This is a genomic window from Anaerosacchariphilus polymeriproducens (assembly GCF_003363435.1).
Taxonomy (GTDB): domain Bacteria; phylum Bacillota; class Clostridia; order Lachnospirales; family Lachnospiraceae; genus Anaerosacchariphilus; species Anaerosacchariphilus polymeriproducens.
Genome location: NZ_QRCT01000010.1, coordinates 65,562 through 87,672, shown reverse-complemented (window position 1 = coordinate 87,672; position 22,111 = coordinate 65,562). Strand labels below are relative to the sequence as shown.

At 33.0% G+C, this 22,111-nt stretch carries 17 protein-coding genes; 14 read left to right on the top strand and 3 right to left on the bottom strand.

The window, feature by feature from the left end:
* Positions 1-19: 19 nt before the first annotated feature.
* Positions 20-1,657, bottom strand: a complete 1,638-nt coding sequence (locus tag DWV06_RS02395; RefSeq protein ID WP_115480594.1) for an ABC-F family ATP-binding cassette domain-containing protein — start codon at positions 1,655-1,657, stop codon at positions 20-22.
* Positions 1,658-1,925: 268 nt separating this feature from the next.
* Here DWV06_RS02395 and nifJ point away from each other — a divergent pair, with 268 nt between their 5' ends.
* The 9 genes from nifJ (at position 1,926) to DWV06_RS02355 (ending at position 14,970) form a co-directional block, all read left to right on the top strand.
* Positions 1,926-5,456, top strand: a complete 3,531-nt coding sequence (gene nifJ / locus DWV06_RS02390) for a pyruvate:ferredoxin (flavodoxin) oxidoreductase (RefSeq protein WP_115480593.1) — start codon at positions 1,926-1,928, stop codon at positions 5,454-5,456.
* A 94-nt stretch (positions 5,457-5,550) separates the two neighbouring features.
* On the top strand, positions 5,551-6,213 hold the full coding sequence (locus DWV06_RS02385) for a trimeric intracellular cation channel family protein (protein ID WP_115480592.1): 663 nt from the start codon (positions 5,551-5,553) through the stop codon (positions 6,211-6,213).
* Positions 6,214-6,450: 237 nt separating this feature from the next.
* Positions 6,451-9,375 (top strand): insulinase family protein, encoded by a 2,925-nt coding sequence (locus DWV06_RS02380; protein ID WP_115480591.1) that lies wholly within the window; start codon positions 6,451-6,453, stop codon positions 9,373-9,375.
* Between the two features lie 32 nt (positions 9,376-9,407).
* Positions 9,408-10,967 carry a Na+/H+ antiporter NhaC family protein gene (locus DWV06_RS02375; protein ID WP_115480590.1) on the top strand — a complete coding sequence of 520 codons (1,560 nt, stop codon included), beginning with the start codon at positions 9,408-9,410 and terminating at the stop codon, positions 10,965-10,967.
* A gap of 26 nt (positions 10,968-10,993) precedes the next feature.
* The gene (gene era, locus DWV06_RS02370) at positions 10,994-11,899 is read left to right on the top strand and encodes a GTPase Era (RefSeq protein WP_115480589.1); all 906 of its coding nucleotides are present in this window, start codon (positions 10,994-10,996) and stop codon (positions 11,897-11,899) included.
* Positions 11,900-12,007: 108 nt separating this feature from the next.
* Positions 12,008-12,184, top strand: coding sequence for a hypothetical protein (locus tag DWV06_RS18505; protein ID WP_162300552.1), 177 nt, complete (start codon positions 12,008-12,010; stop codon positions 12,182-12,184).
* Positions 12,123-12,878: a DNA repair protein RecO gene (gene recO / locus DWV06_RS02365; protein WP_115480588.1), complete on the top strand. Its 756-nt coding sequence runs from the start codon at positions 12,123-12,125 to the stop codon at positions 12,876-12,878. The genes DWV06_RS18505 and recO overlap by 62 nt, the downstream gene beginning before the upstream one ends.
* Positions 12,879-12,936: 58 nt before the next feature.
* On the top strand, positions 12,937-13,563 hold the full coding sequence (locus DWV06_RS02360; protein WP_115480587.1) for an LptM family lipoprotein: 627 nt from the start codon (positions 12,937-12,939) through the stop codon (positions 13,561-13,563).
* Positions 13,564-13,581: 18 nt separating this feature from the next.
* Positions 13,582-14,970 carry a glycine--tRNA ligase gene (locus DWV06_RS02355; RefSeq protein ID WP_115480586.1) on the top strand — a complete coding sequence of 463 codons (1,389 nt, stop codon included), beginning with the start codon at positions 13,582-13,584 and terminating at the stop codon, positions 14,968-14,970.
* Positions 14,971-15,075: 105 nt separating this feature from the next.
* Here the strand turns inward: DWV06_RS02355 and DWV06_RS02350 are convergent, their stop codons facing one another.
* Complete coding sequence (locus DWV06_RS02350; protein WP_115480585.1) at positions 15,076-15,705, bottom strand: 3D domain-containing protein; 630 nt, start codon at positions 15,703-15,705, stop codon at positions 15,076-15,078.
* Positions 15,706-15,954: 249 nt separating this feature from the next.
* Here DWV06_RS02350 and DWV06_RS02345 point away from each other — a divergent pair, with 249 nt between their 5' ends.
* Both DWV06_RS02345 and DWV06_RS02340 read left to right on the top strand, forming a co-directional pair.
* On the top strand, positions 15,955-16,977 hold the full coding sequence (locus tag DWV06_RS02345; RefSeq protein ID WP_115480584.1) for a CobW family GTP-binding protein: 1,023 nt from the start codon (positions 15,955-15,957) through the stop codon (positions 16,975-16,977).
* 23 nt (positions 16,978-17,000) lie between these two features.
* Entirely contained in the window at positions 17,001-17,942 is a 942-nt protein-coding gene (locus DWV06_RS02340; protein ID WP_115480583.1) for a TIGR03943 family putative permease subunit, read from the top strand.
* 148 nt (positions 17,943-18,090) lie between these two features.
* Here DWV06_RS02340 and DWV06_RS02335 read toward each other — a convergent pair whose 3' ends face one another.
* Positions 18,091-18,510, bottom strand: a complete 420-nt coding sequence (locus DWV06_RS02335; RefSeq protein WP_115480582.1) for a hypothetical protein — start codon at positions 18,508-18,510, stop codon at positions 18,091-18,093.
* A gap of 353 nt (positions 18,511-18,863) precedes the next feature.
* On the opposite strand from DWV06_RS02335, the gene nrdD reads away from it, so the two are divergent.
* From nrdD to DWV06_RS02320, 3 genes are all read left to right on the top strand, one after another.
* The gene (gene nrdD, locus DWV06_RS02330) at positions 18,864-20,996 is read left to right on the top strand and encodes an anaerobic ribonucleoside-triphosphate reductase (protein ID WP_115480581.1); all 2,133 of its coding nucleotides are present in this window, start codon (positions 18,864-18,866) and stop codon (positions 20,994-20,996) included.
* On the top strand, positions 20,997-21,491 hold the full coding sequence (gene nrdG, locus DWV06_RS02325) for an anaerobic ribonucleoside-triphosphate reductase activating protein (RefSeq protein WP_115480580.1): 495 nt from the start codon (positions 20,997-20,999) through the stop codon (positions 21,489-21,491). It begins immediately after the preceding gene.
* A gap of 75 nt (positions 21,492-21,566) precedes the next feature.
* The gene (locus DWV06_RS02320) at positions 21,567-22,082 is read left to right on the top strand and encodes a dCTP deaminase/dUTPase family protein (protein WP_115480579.1); all 516 of its coding nucleotides are present in this window, start codon (positions 21,567-21,569) and stop codon (positions 22,080-22,082) included.
* Positions 22,083-22,111 lie beyond the last annotated feature (29 nt).

The window sequence follows — 22,111 nt, the reverse complement described above, 5'->3', positions numbered from 1 at the left end:
TATCTGATTTTAATTAATATTAATTGTCATCGTCCTGTTCATCCATTGTGAAAACCTGACGTTTTCTGGCAGTTTCGTCACTTTCAAGATACTCATCATAAGAAGTGATTTTATCAATCATAGAACCGTTTGGAAGTATTTCCATAATACGATTTGAAGTAGTCTGAACAAACTGATGATCATGTGAAGCGAATAAGACAACTCCAGAGAATTTTATCAGACCATTGTTAAGAGCTGTAATTGATTCCATATCTAAGTGATTGGTAGGTTCATCCAAAATTAATACATTGGATCCGGATATCATCATTTTAGACAACAGTACACGAACCTTCTCACCACCGGAAAGTACTCGCATTTTCTTAACTCCGTCTTCTCCGGCAAACAGCATTCTTCCCAAGAAACCTCTTACATAAGTTGCATCTTTAATTTCAGAGAACTGAGTCAGCCAATCTACAATAATTAAGTCGGTGTCAAAAATTTCAGTGTTATCTTTTGGGAAATAAGATTGAGAAGTTGTTATTCCCCATTTATATGAGCCTTCATCGGGTTCCATTTCACCTGCAAGAATTTGAAAAAGAGTAGTTTTAGCAAGTTCATTTCCACCTACAAAAGCAACTTTATCGTCATGCCCTATAATAAAGGATAGGTTATCTAATACTTTTACACCATCAATTGTCTTAGAAAGATTTTCAACAGTCAGTACTTCATTTCCGATTTCTCTGGCAGGACGGAAATCGATGTATGGATATTTACGGCTTGAGGGTTTGATTTCGTCTAATTCAATTTTTTCCAGAGCACGTTTTCTGGAAGTTGCCTGTTTAGATTTAGAAGCGTTTGCACTGAATCGGGATATAAAATCTTGTAATTCTTTGATTTTTTCTTCTTTCTTTTTATTCGCTTCCTTCATCTGTTTGATTAATAATTGACTGGATTCGTACCAGAAATCATAGTTACCGGCATATAACTGGATTTTTGCATAATCAATATCGGCAATATGTGTACATACTTTATTTAAGAAATAACGGTCATGGGATACTACGATAACAGTATTTTCAAAATTAATTAAAAACTCTTCCAGCCATGAAATAGCATCTAAATCTAAATGGTTAGTAGGTTCATCAAGCAGAAGGATATCCGGATTTCCAAATAGTGCCTGAGCCAATAACACTTTTACTTTTTCATTACCATTTAATTCTTTCATGATAGAATAATGTAAGCTGGTGTCTATTCCTAATCCATTTAAGAGCATTGCTGCATCAGATTCAGCTTCCCATCCATTCATATCAGCAAATTCGCCTTCTAATTCACTGGCACGGATTCCATCTTCGTCAGAAAAATCTTCTTTTGCATAGATCGCATCTTTTTCTTTCATAATTTCATAAAGACGTGCATTCCCCATAATAACAGTATCTAATACTGGAAACTCATCATATTTAAAATGGTCCTGCTGCAAAAAAGACAAACGTTGTCCGGGCGTAATAATTACTTCACCGTTGGTTGGTTCGAGTTGTCCGGAGAGTATTTTTAAAAAGGTAGATTTGCCAGCTCCGTTCGCACCTATTAATCCATAACAGTTACCTTCGGTAAATTTTATATTTACTTCTTCAAATAAAGCTTTTTTTCCAATTCGTAATGTAATATTACTTGTACTTATCATCTTTTATACCTTTCTTTATTAAATGTAGATTTGTTATTTTATATCACTTTTATATTTTACAGAAAAATAAATATTTTGCAATAGGTAAATATAGAAGCTTTTCGTGTATAAAAATGTGAACAAAGTAAAAAAATAGAGATATTAACTTGACCTTTTCTCAAGATGTTATATTATAATATTAAGGCAAATAAATAGCTTAGATAAAATAATGTTATTTTATAGGTTCAATTTTGTGCTATTTTAACTATTTTTAAGGAGGAATTAAAGTATGGCAAGAAAAATGAAAACCATGGATGGAAACCATGCAGCAGCACATGCATCTTATGCATTTACTGATGTTGCGGCAATCTATCCAATTACTCCATCATCTGTTATGGCTGAAGCAACAGATGAATGGGCGACGCAAGGAAGAGAGAATATCTTTGGACAACAAGTACAAGTAACCGAAATGCAGTCAGAAGCAGGTGCGGCAGGTACGGTTCATGGTTCTTTGGCAGCGGGAGCTTTAACCACAACTTTTACAGCATCACAAGGTTTACTTCTTATGATTCCAAACTTATATAAAGTTGCAGGTGAACAACTTCCAGGTGTATTTAACGTATCTGCACGTGCGATTGCAAGTCATGCGTTGAGTATTTTTGGAGATCATTCTGATGTTTATGCATGCCGACAGACTGGTGCTGCTATGCTTTGTGAGTCAAGTGTTCAGGAAGTTATGGATTTAACACCTGTTGCACATTGTGCAGCAATTAAAGGAAGAGTTCCTTTTATCAACTTCTTTGATGGATTTAGAACATCTCATGAAGTACAAAAAATTGAAGCTTGGGATTATGAAGATTTAAAAGAAATGGTAGATATGGATGCCATTAATGAATTCCGTAAAAAAGCATTAAATCCAAATCATCCAAGATTAATGGGTTCTGCTCAAAACCCTGATATTTTCTTCCAGGCAAGAGAAGCTTGTAATCCATATTATGAAGCATTACCAGGTCTTGTTCAGGAATACATGGATAAAGTGAATGCTAAAATTGGTACAAACTATAAGTTATTTAATTATTATGGTGCACCGGATGCAGAGCATATTATCGTAGCGATGGGTTCTGTATGTGATACAATTGATGAAACGATTGATTACTTATTGAAGGCTGGCAGAAAAGTTGGTGTTGTAAAAGTTCGTTTATACAGACCATTTTCAGCTGAAGCATTAGTTGAAGCAATACCGGATTCTGTAAAACAAATCTCAGTATTAGATAGAACAAAAGAACCAGGTGCTTTAGGCGAGCCATTATACTTAGATGTTGTGACAGCGTTAAAAGGTACAAAATTTGATCAAATTCCAGTTTTCACAGGTCGTTATGGTCTAGGATCAAAAGATACGACTCCTGGAGCAATTATTTCTGTATTTAATAATAATTCTAAAAAAGTATTTACAGTAGGTATCAATGACGATGTTACAAATCTTTCTTTAGAAATCACAGAAAATCCAGTAACAACACCAGAAGCAACAATCAACTGTAAATTCTGGGGACTTGGAGCTGACGGTACGGTAGGAGCGAATAAGAACTCTATTAAAATTATTGGTGATAATACAGATATGTATGCGCAAGCATATTTTTCATATGATTCAAAGAAATCCGGTGGTGTAACAATTTCCCATTTACGTTTTGGAAAAGATCCAATTCGTTCCACATATTTGATTTCAAAAGCAAATTTTGTTGCTTGCCATAATCCATCCTATGTTGATAAATATAACATGGTTCAAGAACTTGTTGATGGAGGAACTTTCCTTTTGAACTGTTCTTGGGATATGGAAGGTCTAGAAAAACATCTTCCAGGACAAATGAAGCGATACATTGCAGAACATAACATTAAGTTCTACACGATTGATGGTATCAAGATCGGTAAAGAAATTGGACTTGGAGGACGTATCAATACAGTACTTCAATCAGCATTCTTTAAACTTGCAAACATTATTCCTGCTGATAAAGCAAATGAATTGATGAAAGCAGCTGCAAAAGCATCTTATGGTAAAAAAGGTGACAAGATAGTACAAATGAACTATGATGCGATTGATCGTGGAGCAGAAGATATTGTTGAGATTAAAGTTCCGGAAAGCTGGAAAAATTCAGGTGATCAGGACTTAGGCAGAACTGCTGCAGGAAAGAAACAAGATGTTGTTGAGTTTGTTAATAAAATTCAAATTCCAATCAATGCACAAGAAGGTGACAAACTTCCAGTATCAGCATTTAAAGATTATGTAGATGGTTCTACACCATCAGGATCTTCTGCATTTGAAAAACGTGGTATTGCTGTTGATATTCCTGTTTGGGTGCCAGAAAACTGTATTCAATGTAATTTCTGTTCTTATGTATGTCCACATGCAGTAATTCGTCCAGCTGTAATGACAGAAGAAGAAGCAGCAAAGGCTCCGGAAGGAATGAACAAACTTCCTATGACCGGTATGGCGGGACTTCAGTTCGCAATTTCTGTTTCTGCTCTTGATTGTACCGGATGTGGTTCTTGTGCGAATGTTTGTCCAGGTAAAAAGGGTGAAAAAGCTCTTGTTATGAAAAACATGGAAGAGAATGTTAAGTCACAAGAATATTTTGACTTTGGATTAGAACTTCCTGAAAAAGGAGAAGTAATCGATAAATTTAAAGCTACAACTGTAAAAGGAAGCCAATTTAAACAACCATTACTTGAGTTCTCAGGAGCTTGTGCAGGTTGTGGTGAAACTCCATATGCAAAATTGATTACACAATTATTTGGAGATAGAATGTACATTGCAAATGCAACAGGATGTTCTTCTATTTGGGGTAACTCTTCACCATCTACACCATATACAGTAACTTCAGAAGGAAAAGGTCCGGCTTGGTCTAACTCCTTATTTGAAGATGCGGCTGAATTTGGTTATGGAATGTATTTAGCGCAAAAGGCATTAAGACATTCATTAAAAAGTAAAGTAGAAGAATTATCCAAAACTGCAGGAGAAGATGTGAAAGCTGCAGCGAATGAATATTTAGATACATTTGATATAGGAGCTGAAAATTCAGCAGCTACAGATAAACTTGTAAAAGCAATTGAAGCTTGTGGATGCGAAGAAGGAAAAGATATTGTTAAAGATAAAGATTTCTTGGCTAAAAAATCACAATGGATCTTTGGTGGAGACGGATGGGCTTACGACATCGGATTCGGTGGTGTTGACCACGTATTAGCAAGTGGTGAAGATATCAATATTATGGTATTTGATACTGAAGTATATTCTAATACCGGTGGACAATCTTCAAAAGCTACTCCGGTTGGTGCTATTGCTCAATTTGCAGCAGGTGGAAAAGAAGTAAAGAAAAAAGATTTGGCTAGCATTGCTATGAGTTATGGTTATGTATATGTAGCTCAAATTGCTATGGGTGCAGATTACAATCAAACAGTAAAAGCGATTGCTGAAGCAGAAGCATATCCGGGACCATCATTAATCATCGCATATGCTCCATGTATTAACCATGGTATTAAAGCTGGTATGTCAAAAGCTCAAACAGAAGAAAAGAATGCTGTTGAATCAGGTTACTGGCATATGTTTAGATATAATCCAGCTTTAGCGGTTGAAGGTAAAGCTGCATTCACATTAGACAGCAAAGCGCCTACAAAAGATTTCCAAGAGTTTATTAATGGTGAAGTTCGTTATAACGCACTTGCGCGTTTCAATCCGGAAAGAGCAAAAGAATTATTTGCAAAATCTGAGAAAAATGCAAAACAACGTTATGAATATTTACAAAAACTTGTAACATTATATGGTGAATAATAAAAATTAGATTGTTAATAAGATGATTATTAGCCAACATCAATACGGGGCTATCCTAAATTGATGTTGGCTAATTTTTTAAGGAGGTCATGGAATGGAAGTAAGTGCTGCCATTATTTTTTCAGCAGAGATTTTAGGGGTTATTGCATTTGCAGTTTCAGGCGCATTGTTAGCAATTGAAAAGAAATTAGATTTATTTGGAATTATTTTTCTTGGAATTACTCCTGCAGTAGGAGGAGGAGTGATGAGAGATTTACTTTTAGGAGCTGTTCCTCCCTATATGTTCCGAAATCCAATTTATGTATTCGTTGCATTTTTGACAGCGATTTTGGTGTTTTTTATTAAAGTTTATATAAGAAAAAATTCAGATAGAATCCGATTGATAACATATCAAATCATTAATATAATGGACGCAGTAGGTCTTGGAACATTCGTAGTAGTTGGTGCAGATACAGCAATACATGCCGGTTTTGGAAAAAATGGATTTTTAGTAGTTACAGTTGGAGTGATTACGGGTGTTGGTGGTGGAATATTGAGAGATTTGTTTATTGGTCATATACCCCATATTTTTCGAAAGCATGTGTATGCTATTGCCGGATTTGTTGGAGCTTTTTTGTATTATTATATGTATATTCTGGATTTGAATCCGATATTTGCGATGTTTATTGGAATTTCGATTGTAATTTTATTGAGATTGATGGCTACTTATTTCAAGTGGAATCTTCCCAGAGTACCGATTGAAGATGAACGCAGGTAATATATCTAAGAGGATTTTTATATGCAAAAAAGAACAAATTCAAGGAAAAAAAGGTCTATAAGTGGTGAATGCTACGTGAATAAAATAAAAAAAGTAGAGAGGTTCTTTGCATAATGCACAAGAACCTCTTTCTTATTTAAAGATTCAATGATATAATAAGCGGTATGATTATGTAAAAATAAGGATACAATAGTGTGATGGTAAATTATGAAGCTATTTGTATTAAGGAGGGATTATATGGATATCAAAAAAGTAAAAGAATATCAATTACTTGAAGAAAAAACGATTCACGAAATTAATTCAAAGGGATATTTATTAAAACATAATAAAAGTGGAGCAAGAGTAACAATCATATCCAATGATGACATTAATAAAGTGTTTTATATTGGATTTCGAACTCCGCCAGAAGATAGCACAGGAGTAGCGCATATTTTAGAACATTCTGTTTTGTGTGGTTCTAAAAAATTTCCATTAAAAGATCCTTTTGTTGAATTAGCGAAGGGCTCTTTAAATACATTTTTAAATGCGATGACGTATCCGGACAAAACAGTTTATCCTGTAGCAAGTTGTAATGATAAAGATTTCCAGAATTTAATAAGTGTCTATATGGATGCAGTGTTTTATCCGAATATCTATAAAAAAGAAGAGATATTTCAACAAGAAGGCTGGCATTATGAGTTAGAATCTGAAAAAGATCCTCTAAAAATTTCAGGAGTCGTGTACAATGAAATGAAAGGTGCTTTTTCTTCTCCGGAAGGAGTATTAGAAAGAGAAATATTAAATTCACTGTTCCCGGATACATCTTATGCAGTAGAATCAGGTGGAGACCCGGAAGTAATACCAGAATTGACTTATGAACAATTTTTGGATTTTCACAAAAAATACTATCATCCAACCAATAGTTATATTTATTTATATGGAAATATGGATATAGAAGAAAAATTAAAGTGGTTGGATCAAGAATATTTAAGCGAATATGATATTGCAGTTGTAGATTCAGAAATCAAATTACAAAAGCCATTTGAGAAAACAAGTGAGACACAAAAATTATATTCAATAACAAGTACAGAATCAGAAGAAGACAATACCTATCTTTCCTTTAATAAAGTTATTGGAACCAGTTTAGATAAGAAACTTTATCTTGCGTTCCAGATATTGGAATACGCTTTATTAACAGCCCCAGGTGCACCATTAAAGAAAGCATTATTAGACGCCAAAATTGGAAAAGATATTATGGGGTCTTACGATAATGGAGTATATCAACCTATTTTTTCAATTATAGCTAAAAATTCAAACTTAACTGATAAATATAGATTTTTAAGTATTATTGAAGATACTTTAAAAACGCAAGTAAAAAATAAAATTAATCGTAATGCATTAAAGGCTGGAATTAATTACTATGAGTTTAAATATAGAGAAGCTGATTATGGGAACTATCCGAAAGGCTTGATTTATGGTTTAGAGTGTTTTGACAGCTGGCTTTATGATGAGATGAAGCCATTTCTACATTTAGAATCTAAAGAAACATTTGATTTTCTAAAAAACCAATTAGAAACGGATTATTTTGAAAAGTTGATACAAGAGTATTTAATTGATAATACTCATGCCTCTGTTGTTATCGCTAAGCCGGAAAAAGGGCTAACAGCAAAAATGGAACAAGAGTTGGAACTTAAATTAGAGAAATATAAAAGTAGTTTAACGAAAGAGGAAATCAATCAATTAATTGAAGATACGAAAAACTTAAGAGAATATCAAGATGAACCTTCTTCAAAAGAAGATCTTGAAAAGATTCCATTATTAGAGTTAAAAGATATAAGAAAAGAAGCACTACCACTTTCAAATAATGAAGTTGATTTAGATGGAATAAAGGTATTGCATCATAATATTCCCACAAATGGGATCGGGTATATTAAACTATTATTTGATGCCAGAAATATTTCTAAAGAAGATATCCCATATCTGGGTATATTGAAATCTGTTTTAGGATATGTTGATACGAAAAATTATGAATATGCGGAATTATCCAATGAAATAAATATGAATACAGGAGGATTTTCTGTTGGTATCGGAACATTTACGAATGTGAAGGATTTAGGAGATTTTGAATTCAGGCTTGAAGTCAAAGTGAAAGCGTTTTATGAAAAATTGGATGTTGCTTTCAAAATGCTGAAAGAGGTTATATTTACTTCTAAATTAGAGGATGAAAAACGACTATATGAAATAGTAGCACAGTTGAAATCAAGATTACAAATGAGTATGAATACTTCAGGTCATTCAATTGCTTCTGTAAGAGCGATGTCTTATTTTTCAAAAACAGCATTGCTGAATGATATGACTAGTGGTGTGGCCTTTTATCGTGTCATTGAATCCATTGAGAATGATTTTGAAGCAAAGAAAGAAATTCTTATTTCTAAATTAAAAGGTCTGGTAAAACAACTTTTCACGCCTGATAATTTATTGATTAGTTTTACGGCTGAAGAAGAAGGATTCAAACCATTTGAGGCTGAAGTAAAAAGTTTAAAAGATGAATTGTATGAACCATGTGATGATAAAAAACCATTTGAATTACTCTGCAAGCAAGAAAATGAAGGTTTTAAAGCATCTTCGAAAGTACAATATGTTTCTATGGCAGGAAATTTTATACAAGCAGGTTTTTCTTATACTGGTGTCATGAAAGTATTAAAAATTATATTAAGTTATGATTATTTATGGATGAATGTCAGAGTAAAGGGTGGAGCTTATGGATGTATGAGTGGTTTTACCAAGGCAGGAGACAGTTATTTTGCTTCCTATAGAGATCCGAATCTCGAAAAGACGATTGAAACCTTTTTAAATACACCGGAATATTTAAAGAATTTTCAAGTTGGAGAAAGAGATATGTTAAAATATATTATCGGAACGGTTAGTGATTTGGATAATCCACTTAATCCGGCAGCACAAGGAAGTCGTTCTTTATCATCCTACTTAAACAATATTACTTATGAAGATATTCAAAAAGAAAGAGATGAAATACTTGGCACAACGCAGGAAGATATTAGAAAACTTACGGATATCGTAAAAACTGTAATTGAACAAAATAATTTGTGTGTGATAGGAAATGAAGAAAAACTAGAGGAACAAAAATCTTTATTCCAGAAGTTAGAAAACTTGTATACCACATAATAAAAGATAATAAAAACGAAAGAGAGAGAAAAATGGAAGTTTTAGAATTACCAAATTTTGGGTTACTTAGTATAATTCCCCCTTTAGTGGCGATTGTATTGGCATTAGTCAATAAAGAAGTGATATCTTCTTTAATTGTTGGCATATTAGCAGGGGCGTTGATTTATTCAAAAGGAAATATCATAGAAATGATAACGATAACATGTCAAGTTATGGGAGAAAAGATAGGTGGTAATGCTTATATCTTGATATTTTTAGGATTATTGGGAGCAATCGTAATTGTTGTAACAAAAGCTGGAGGCTCAGCGGCATATGGTGATTGGGCAGTTAAGAGAATCACAACAAGAAGAGGGGCATCGTTGGCAACAATAGTTCTAGGGTGTTTGATTTTTATTGATGATTACTTCAATTGTTTAACAGTTGGAACTGTTATGAGACCAGTGACTGATAAACATCGGATTTCAAGGGCCAAATTAGCTTATCTTTTAGACGCGACCGCAGCCCCGGTTTGTATTATTGCACCAATTTCAAGCTGGGGAGCATCGGTTGCTACTTATATGCAGCAATCAGGATGTAAAAATGGAATGATAGCTTTTATTACTACTATACCGTATAATTTGTATGCAATTTTGACAATTGTTATGATAATTATTGTTTGTGTTACAAAGTTAAACTTTGGTCCTATGAAAAAATTTGAAAAAAATGCGATTGAAAATGGGGATGTTTTTTCAAATAAAGAGCAGGCTGAAGAGGAATATAGTAGTTCAAATAATGGAACGAAAGGAAAAGTATATGATTTAGTTATTCCAATTGTTACATTAATTATTGCTACAATTCTGGCTATGATTTATACAGGAGGAGGGTTCACTGGTAAGTGTTCCATTTCAGACTCTTTTGGGAATTGTGATGCGCCTTTATCGTTGGTTCTGGGTAGTTTCATTGCACTAATTATTACCTTCATATTATTTATTCCTCGAAAAATCATAAGTTTTACTGATTTTATGGAAGGGATAACAGAAGGTATTAAATCGATGGTTCCGGCTTTTACTATTTTGATTTTGGCATGGACGATCAGTGGTATCTGCAGTAAGGATTATTTAAATACAGGAGGCTTTCTTGGAAATTTAGTTAACGAATTTTCTTTTCCTGTATTTATTCTTCCTGCATTTATATTTATTGTTGCAGGATTTTTGGGATTTGCAACAGGAACATCTTGGGGAACGATGGCAATACTGATTCCTATTGGAGCTGCTATTACTTCAACATCAAATACAGCTGATTTGTTATATCCGGTATTGGGGGCAATTTTAGCAGGAGCGGTATATGGTGATCATATTTCACCGATATCAGATACTACGATTCTGTCTTCAACAGGGGCCGGATGTAACCACATAGACCATGTATCTACACAAATAGTTTATGCGACAGTTGTAGCGGGCTGTTGTCTGGTTGGATTTTTATTGTCCGGACTTTTATTTAATCCATATGTTTCATTACTTATATCAATTATACTAATGATACTTGTATTATATATTATTCATAAATTTAAAGGAAGTAATAAAGATATTGATTACTCAAAAGTGAATTATTAGAATTAGCACGTACAAAAGGAGAACATATGAATTCAAATTTTAAATCAGGCTTTGTTACATTAATTGGTAGGCCTAATGTAGGAAAATCTACATTAATGAATACGCTGATTGGACAAAAGATAGCTATTACATCAAAAAAGCCTCAAACGACCAGGAACAGAATACAAACCGTCTATACTAGTGAGCAGGGACAAATCGTATTTGTAGATACTCCCGGTATCCATAAAGCGAAGAATAGACTTGGAGAATATATGGTCAATACTGCCGAGAGGACTTTGAATGAAGTTGATGTGATTTTGTGGTTAGTAGAGCCATCTACTTTTATTGGAGCGGGAGAAAAGCATATTATTGAAATGCTTAAGAAAGTAAATACACCGGTTATATTAATTATTAATAAAATAGATACGGTGAAAAAAGATGAGATTTTAGAATTTATTGATACCTATAGAAAAGTCCTTGATTTTCAAGAGATTATTCCGATTTCTGCCTTAAGAAAAGAGAATACGAGTGTAGTTATTGATATGATATTTAAATATTTACCTTATGGACCGCAGTTTTTTGATGAAGATACCATTACGGATCAGCCTGAGAGACAGATTGTAGCAGAAATTGTCCGTGAAAAAGCATTACATGCATTAGATGAAGAAATTCCTCACGGTATAGCTGTATCTGTGGATAAGATGAAAAAACGGAGCAGGGCTAAAATAACGGATATTGAGGCTACAATAGTCTGCGAAAGAGAATCTCATAAAGGAATTATTATTGGAAAAGGCGGAGCAATGCTGAAAAAAATAGGCAGTAATGCTCGTTATGAAATAGAACGTATGCTAGATACTCAAGTGAATCTACAGCTTTGGGTCAAGGTGAAGAAAGATTGGAGAGACAGTGATTTTTTAATTAAAAATTTTGGTTACAATCAAAAGGACATTTAAGATATGGAAAATATTATTCAGTATAGCTCCTCTAATATCGGATAACCTAATTGCATAGGAAAAGATGAAAAAAGATAACAGCAAGTCAAAGTGCAAGGGGGATTCATTATGCAAAAGGACGAATACTGGAAGCAATTTGTGACCACTGGAAAAGTGTTTGATTATCTAAGCTTTAAAGAAAATGAAAAAGAGAGAAATAAATCTCAACGAGGCGATGTAAGTTATGGGACAACCTATAGTTGTGACCGGAATGGTACTATCAGCGATTCCAATCGGGGACTATGATAAGAGAGTTGTATTATTAACAAAAGAAAGAGGTAAAATTACAGCATTTGCAAAAGGAGCACGTAGACAGAATAGTCAGCTTTTGGCGTCTATGAATCCTTTTGCATTTGGTGAATTTGAATTATATGAGGGTAGAACTTCATATAATGTAATGAAATCTGAAATATCTAACTATTTTTTAGATTTATTAAAGGATATTGACAGTGCTTACTATGGGTTTTATTTTTTAGAGTATGCAGATTATTACGGAAGAGAAGGGAATAATGAAATTGAAATGCTCAAATTACTATATCAATCTTTAAGGGCATTAACAAATCAAAATGTGAAAAATGCTCTGGTCAGGAGAATTTTTGAACTGAAAGCATTAGTGATTCAAGGAGAATATCCTGAAGTTTTTCAATGTGTAAATTGTGGAAATAAAGAGCAATTAGATGGGTTTAGCAGCGAGAGGGGCGGAAGAATATGTAATGACTGCATAAAAGAGATAAAAGATTACATAAAGGTAGATAAATCGACTTTTTATACAATGCAATTTATTATTACAACGAAAATCGAATCTTTATATACATTTACTGTCTCAGATGGGGTATTGACGCAATTAGAGGAAATAATGAATCAATTTTGTAAAAAGTATGTCGATAAAACTTTTAAATCATTAGAGCTCATACAAAAAGAATCTCCATTTATTAGTTGAAAAACTAAAAAGACAAAGGTATAATGAATTAGGTTAATAATATTAGGAGGAAGAATGTATGAGGAAAATTATCTCAAGTATGTTATGCATACTATTTGTTTTTGCGCTCTCTTCTTGTGGCCTTTTTTCCGGACCGGATACAAATACTGTTTTTGTTAAAAATGATGGGACCATAATAGGCACGCTTGTAGAAACCTTTGACAAAAAATATTACGATAAAAAAGAATTAGAGAATTATATTAAAGATCAAATAAATGATTATGAAAATTCGGCTGGAAAAAATACAGTAAAATTAAAATCATTTAAAGTAAAAGAAAAAAAGGCGAAAGTGGAGATTCAGTATGAAACAGCTAAAGATTATAAAGAATTTAATCATATAAATTTTTTTGCTGGGACGATTAAAAAAGCACTAGAAGCTGGTTATGCATTCGATAAAGAATTTTTGGAAGTGGTGAACGGAGAAATTGGGGAAGCTGTAAATACAGAGCAAATCAAAGAAGATGAAAAATTAAAAGTAATTATTACAGAAGAGATCGGTGATATTAAGACATCAGGAGATATTATATTTGTAGGCAGTATACATGCAAAAATAAAAGCCAAAGATGTAGTAAGCATCAAAAAAGTGAAAGATTCCAATGAGGAGCCAGATGAAGAAAAAATGCTTACATATATTATTTACAAATAAAGATTGTGAGGAATTGAAATGGAAAAGACAATGGAAAAAGTAGTTGCATTAGCGAAAGCAAGAGGATTTGTATATCCGGGTTCTGAAATATATGGCGGTTTAGCAAATACATGGGATTATGGAAACCTTGGAGTAGAGTTGAAAAATAATGTAAAAAAAGCTTGGTGGAAAAAATTTATTATGGAAAATCCTTACAACGTGGGTGTGGATTGTGCCATTTTAATGAATCCTCAGACATGGGTGGCTTCAGGACATTTAGGAGGATTTTCAGATCCACTTATGGATTGTAAAGAATGTCATGAAAGATTCCGGGCTGATAAGATTATCGAAGATTATGCTGCAGAAAATAATTTTGAATTAGAAAGTTCTATCGATGGATGGACACAAGAACAAATGAAAAGTTACATAGAGGAACATAATATAAGCTGTCCAACATGTGGAAAGCATAATTTTACCGATATCCGCCAATTTAATTTGATGTTCAAAACTTTTCAAGGGGTTACAGAAGATGCCAAGAATACAGTTTATCTAAGACCTGAAACTGCGCAGGGTATCTTTGTAAACTTTAAAAATGTGCAAAGAACTTCAAGAAAGAAAATACCATTTGGGATTGGTCAAATTGGAAAATCATTTAGAAATGAAATAACTCCTGGGAATTTTACTTTCCGTACAAGAGAGTTCGAGCAAATGGAATTAGAGTTTTTCTGTGAACCAGATACAGATTTAGAGTGGTTTGCGTACTGGAAAGAGTTTTGTATCAATTGGTTAAAAGAACTTGGAATGAAAGAAGAAGAAATGAGAGTTCGTGATCATGATGCAGAGGAATTGTCTTTTTATAGTAAAGCTACAACCGATATTGAATTTTTATTCCCATTTGGCTGGGGAGAGTTGTGGGGTATAGCTGATAGAACAGATTATGATTTGACGCAGCATCAAAATACATCTGGTGAAGATATGTCTTATTTTGATGATGTTAAAAAAGAGAAATATGTTCCTTACGTTATTGAACCTTCTTTAGGAGCCGATCGTGTAGTTTTAGCTTTCCTTTGTGGAGCCTATGATGAAGAAGAATTAGAAGGCGGTGATGTCCGTACTGTTCTTCATTTCCATCCTGCATTAGCTCCGGTAAAAATTGGAGTACTTCCATTATCTAAAAAGCTTAATGAAGGTGCAGAAAAAATATTTAATGAATTATCCAAAGAATATAATTGTGAATTTGATGATAGAGGAAATATAGGAAAACGTTACAGAAGACAAGATGAAATCGGAACACCATTCTGTGTTACTTATGATTTTGATTCAGAAGAAGATAATGCAGTTACAGTCAGAGATAGAGATTCTATGGAACAGGAAAGAGTGAAGATTGAGGATTTAAAAGCTTATTTTGCGGAAAAGTTAGCATATTAATTAAAGGATAAAATACTGTCACATTTTTGAATGAGACAGTATTTTTTTGCATTTTTCAAGGAAAAAGAGTACCGCCTGAGGACGATACTCTTTTCTACTGATTACTTATAACATGATATCGATATTTGGTTTAACTACTTTATATACGGGTAAGTATTTAACACCCCAATAAATCGCAGAAATACGAGAAGACATATATATATCAATTGATTTGTTGCGTACTCCTGTATCTTCTGCTACATATGTTTTTCCATTAATTTTAATTTTAGTCCCTAATGGAATTACTTTCGGATCAACTGCTATTGTATGATTTGATTTTGGATAAACGCCGCTTGCTGTAGGATTTCCTGTCCAGCAATATGCAGTAATTTTAAAAGTTCCCAGTTTCTGATAAGAACTCTTTTTTATTTTTTTCAAAAGTTTTTTTGCTTTACTACCAACGATTACAGTATTTTTTTTAACATATCCGGTTTTTTTATCATATTTCACTTTGTACCAGCCATTCTTATTTTTGCTAAGCACCGTACATGATTTATATTGTTTTATTTTACAAATAGTTTTGGAACGTGAGGAAGGTTTTTTCTTTAATCTGCTAGCGGATACAGTAACAGCTGCTCTTTTATAACTCTTTTTTTTCGCTGCCTGTGTATTCATTGGAAAAATTAGTATCATACTCAGGCATAGGAATAATGTTACCAAAATATTTTTTAAAATAATTTTTTTATTATAATTCATAAAATCTCCTTTAATATTTATTTTAAAATTATTACAAAGATATTACGCTTGTTACAAATTTATTATAAACATAAGTAGAAAATATGTCAATAGCTTTTGGAGTAATAAAATTCACAATTCTTGGCAAATCTGTTATAATATAGTGGTTTAATGGAAAAAATTATGTAACCTACAAACATTTGGTTTGAAAAGTGTAATTTTTAAATTTTCATGACCTCTATACAATTTTGAAAAGAAAGAAGGAATAGAATGACTAAGGTTGATATTATTTCAGGATTTTTAGGAGCAGGAAAAACAACATTAATTAAAAAATTAATTCAAGAGGCTTTTAAAGGAGAGAAAATTGTATTAATTGAGAATGAGTTTGGTGAAGTTGGTGTCGATGGAGGATTTTTAAAAGATGCCGGAATCCAAATCACAGAATTAAATGCCGGATGTATTTGTTGTACATTAGTAGGAGATTTTGGAACAGCGTTACAAGACGTATTGGATCAGTTTCATCCTGATCGAATCATTATTGAACCATCAGGGGTAGGGAAACTTACAGATATTGCAAAAGTAGTTATGAAAGTGAAAGAAACGAATGACATTAAATTAAATAGTATGGTAACTGTTGTAGATGGAACAAAGGTAAAAATGTATATGAAAAATTTTGGGGAATTTTATAATAATCAAATCGAACAGGCCGATTCGATTATTATGAGCAGGACTCAAAAGATGAAAGAAGAACGTCTGGAAGAGAGCGTAAATTTAATAAAAGAGCATAATCAGAATGCAACGATCATGACAACTCCGTGGGATCAGATCAGTGGTATAAAGATCTTGGAAGCAATGGAGATGAATCGTTCATTAGAGCAGGAATTACTTGAAGAAGTTTCTTCAAGTTGTAATCATAATCACGAAGAAGAACATGAACACGAGTGTTGCAGCCACCATGAGCATAAGGAGGATGTACATCAGGAGAATAACTGCGGCTGTCATGATCATCATAAAGCGGATGAAATTTTTACGAGTTGGGGAAAAGAGACACCTCGCAAATATAAAGAAGAGGAAATAATTGGTATCTTAAAGACTTTAAGTAACTCAGATGAGCTAGGTACTATTTTAAGAGCGAAAGGCATTGTACAAAGTGATGCAAATAGTTGGATATATTTTGACATGGTACCGCAAGAGTATGAAGTACGTAAGGGAGATGCAGATTATACAGGACGTTTATGTGTAATCGGATCTAAGTTACAGAAAAATAAACTAGATGAATTGTTTCAGCTTTAACAGGCAGAAGGAGTGGAAGTGAAGTGGAAATTCCTATCTATTTATTTACCGGTTTTCTTGAAAGTGGTAAAACAACAGTCATAAAGGAAACACTGAAAGATCCCGAATTTGTTAAGGGGATAAGAACTCTCTTAATTATTTGTGAAGAGGGGGAAGTCGAATACGATAACGAATATTTAAGGGAAAATAATATAGACACCTATTGGATAGAAGAACCTGAACAATTCAACGAAAACTTACTATTTGGTTTAGAACTTAAATATGAACCGGATCAAGTTTTAATTGAGTATAATGGTACTTGGGATTTGGAACCAATATTAGACGCAGCTATGCCAAAAGGATGGGTGATAGGAGAAATTATTTCTCTTATTGATGCCACTACATTTGATATATATCTTAGTAATATGCGATCAATGATATTAGAACAGCTATTTGATTCGGATTTAATTATCATTAACCGATGTAATGAAACTACGCCTAAATCCAAATTTCGTCGCAGCATCAAAGCAATCAACCGAAAAGCACAGATTGTTTATGAATTAGAATCAGGGGAGATTGATAATTCAATGGAAGATATATTACCATTTGAGACGGAAAAAGATTCCCTTGTTATTGATGATGATGATTATGGAATATGGTATTTAGATGCTTTGGATTATCCACAAAAATATATTGGTAAAAAAATAACATTTCGAGCTATTCTATATAAAAAGAAGGAATTAGACGAACGTTCATTTATTCCGGGAAGATTTGTTATGGCTTGTTGTGAAGATGACGTTACATTTTTTGGGTTCCTATGTAAAAGTGAACAAAAAGTTGATTTTCGTCATAGAGACTGGGTTAGAGTTACAGCAGAGTTTCGATATGAATATGTAAAAGAGTATAAAGATAAAGGTCCGGTATTGTATTTACAGAACATAGAATTAGCTGATAAACCAATTGAAAAATTAGTTTATTTGAATTAGTGTAAACGTCATTAAGTTAAGAAATTATAGTTATAATTCTTTAGATATGAGAACATAAGAAGAGAGTGCTACAGTTCGTCTAAAAAAATTAGATTTTATAGTGTAGTACTCTCTTTTTATCTCTAAAAGCTTTTGGAATTTCATTAATTTATTTTACAGCCAAAAATTTTACAACAGTTGAATACGATGTATGTGGAGAATAATCTATGATTGTTACTTTTACTCTCATTCCATGGTCTGCGGCATAAAGAACTTCAGTTTTAGATACTGCTGATGCTGATAAAGCAACAGCAATCATTGCTAGTGTTGCATGTGGACTCGTAAGCCCCAGAAGTCCTTCAATAATTGTAGCAGAAGGACTTGTCACAGCTCTCATTTTTTTCGCCATGTTTGCTACAGCTTTTTTTGACAAATAGTAGGTTCCTAAAACAGTATACGAACTTTTTTTTGTTGTTTTGGTGGTATAGCTACTTGCATATGCAGTTGTTGGTATTAATCCAGTCATACTAATAGAAATAACTAATAATAAACTTACAATTACATTTACCCTTAAGACTTTTTTTAACATAAACGAATCTCCTTTACTTTTTTTCTACATTATACAAATATTTTTTTGGGGGTTCAAGTTATTTTATTTTAATTTTTGCTTAATATATTTTTTTGACATATTGTTAACATTTGCAAAAATGAAAAATAAGAGGATTTGCAATAATAAATAATCTATTGGTATTTAATTAGTTTCCGGAGGCGTTGTTAACAATAAAAATTTGGTAATTTTATATATTGACGAAGATTTCGAAAGATGCTAGTATATTTCTAGAACAAGATACAACATGATGTGGTGGCCAGAATAAAAAACACCAAATATTGTGCTCGTGTATAAGGATAAAAAGTGAATTAGGAAAGAAAGCAGGGATTAGTATGAAAGATAATCAGGTCTATGTCATTAAAAAAGATGGTACAAGAGAAGAATTTAATGTACAAAAAGTAATTGTAGCAGTGAACAAATCAGCTTATCGCGCGTTGGTAAAATTTACTCAAAATGATTTTGATTATATTTGTAAATTTGTAGAAGAAAAAGTCAAAGAAATGAATCTTACAGAAATACAAATTTCTCAAATGCATAATATTGTTGAAGGAGCTTTAGAAAAGGTAAATCCTATTGTAGCGAAGAGTTATAGAGACTATAGAAATTATAAGCAGGATTTTGTTCAAATGCTGGATGAAGTATATAAAAAGAGCCAATCAATTATGTATATCGGAGATAAAGAAAACAGTAATACAGACAGTGCTTTAGTTTCTACTAAGAGAAGTTTGATATTTAATCAATTAAATAAAGAATTATATCAAAAGTTTTTTATGACTACGGAAGAAATACAAGCATGTAGAGATGGTTATATTTATGTACATGATATGTCATCCAGACGTGATACAATGAATTGTTGTTTGTTTGATGTCAAATCTGTTTTGACCGGTGGCTTTGAAATGGGGAACCTTTGGTATAACGAACCAAAAACACTGGAAGTAGCTTTTGATGTAATTGGTGATATTGTTTTAAGTGCAGCCAGTCAGCAGTACGGAGGTTTTACTGTTCCCTGCGCCGATATATTGTTAGAGCCATATGCAGAAAAATCATATGATAAATATATTAAAAAGTATAACGAAATGGGTGTAAGGAAAGAAGTTGCTGAAGAAGAGGCATGGAAAGATGTAAAAAAGGAATTTGAGCAGGGATTTCAAGGCTGGGAATATAAATTTAATACAGTGGCATCCAGCCGGGGTGATTATCCATTTATAACTGTAACGATAGGAACAGGAACAGGGAAGTTTGCCCAAATGGCTTCGATTTGTATGTTGAACGTTAGAAGAAAAGGTCAAGGAAAGAAAGAATGCAAAAAGCCAGTACTATTCCCCAAAATTGTATTTTTATATGATGAGAACCTGCATGGACCAGGAAAAGACTTGGAAGAAGTTTTTGAAGCAGGTGTACAATGTTCCAGTAAATCGATGTATCCGGATTGGTTAAGTCTCACTGGCAAAGGTTATGTTCCAAGTATATATAAAGAATATGGAGAAATAATAAGCCCGATGGGATGTCGTGCATTTTTATCTCCTTGGTTTAGAGAAGGTGGAATGTACCCAAAGGGAAAAGAGGATTGTCCCGTATTTGTAGGAAGATTTAATATTGGTGTTGTAAGTTTACATCTTCCAATGATATATGCCAAAGCGAAGCAGGAGAATAAAGATTTTTATGAAGTATTGGATTATTACTTGAACTTAATTCGACAACTGCATATTAGAACTTATGCATATTTAGGAGAGATGCGCGCTTCTACCAATCCATTAGCGTATTGTGAAGGTGGATTTTATGGGGGACATTTGAGTTTACATGATAAAATAAAACCACTACTGAAATCTGCCACCTCGTCCTTTGGGATTACAGCTTTGAATGAACTACAACAGCTTCATAACCAAAAATCGTTGGTGGAAGACGGGAAATTTGCTCTTGAAGTTTTAGAACATATTAATAAAAAAATAAATGAATTTAAAGAAGAAGACGGTAACCTATATGCTATCTATGCAACACCGGCAGAAAATTTATGTGGATTACAAATAAAACAATTTCGTAAAAAATATGGCATTATTGAGAATGTCTCAGACCGTGAATATGTCAGCAACGGATTCCATTGCCATGTAACAGAAAATATTACACCAATAGAAAAACAAGATTTGGAATATCGTTTCTGGGAACTTTCGAATGGTGGGAAGATACAATATGTAAAATATCCGATTGATTATAATTTAGAAGCAATTCGGACATTAATTCGCAGAGCTATGGATATGGGTTTTTATGAAGGAGTGAATATGTCTTTGGCATATTGTGACGATTGTGGTTACCAACAGTTGGAGATGGATGTATGTCCCAATTGCGGTAGTAAAAATTTAACGAAAATTGATCGAATGAATGGCTATTTATCCTATTCAAGGGTAAAAGGCGACACAAGATTAAATGAAGCTAAAATGGCGGAAATTGCTGAAAGGAAAAGCATGTAAATGAGATACCATAATATAACAAAAGATGATATGCTCAATGGAGAGGGATTACGTGTAGTTTTGTGGGTGGCAGGATGTTCTCATTCCTGTAAGGAATGTCAAAATCCTATCACATGGGATCCCAATGGGGGTTTACCATTTGATGATAATGCAAAAGAAGAATTATTTAAAGAATTAGATAAAGATTATGTTTCGGGCATTACATTAAGTGGAGGAGATCCATTATTTGTTGAAAATAGAAATAAAATTACAGATTTAGTAAAAGAAATAAAAAGGTGTTATCCAAATAAAACAATATGGATGTATACCGGATTTCTTTGGGAAGAAATTTCGGATTTAGAAATAATGAATTATATTGATATTTTGGTAGACGGTAAATATGAGTGTGATAAGAGAGATACACAATTACATTGGAGGGGAAGTACCAATCAGAGAGTCATTGATGTTCCCAAATCGATTCAAAATCATAAGAAGGTTTGTTCTACGAAAGCTTGACATGCGAAATCAGGTTTTGTAAGATAATAGTCAGATAGAGTGTACGAATAAATAAGCAATGAAAAAGGAGATAAAATGAAACGAATTGCAAGATTTCATAAAGTAAGTTTTCAACAATTTAAAAATGCATGGATTGATACTTTTGGAGCTGAAAGTGAAGAACAGGTACAAAAAATATATGATCAAATTCAATGTCCGAAAAGAGCAACGTCAGGCTCTGCGGGTTATGATTTTTATGCACCCGTTGCATTTACTATAGTCTCAGGTGATACAATTAAAATTCCAACAGGTATAAGGGTTGAGATGGAGACCGGATGGGTACTGAAATGTTATCCAAGAAGTGGTCTGGGTTTTAAATACAGATTGCAATTAAATAATACAGTTGGTATTATAGATAGTGACTACTTTTATTCAGATAATGAAGGTCATATTTATGCAAAATTAACGAATGATTCTAATGAAGACAAAATTTTGGAAATAAAGACTGGAGAAGGATTTATGCAGGGAATTTTTGTAGAATATGGAATTACGATTGACGACGATGTGACAACAGAACGCAATGGCGGGTTTGGAAGCACTACAAAGAAGTAGTTGAAAAAAAGCAAAGGAAAAGGAGAAGG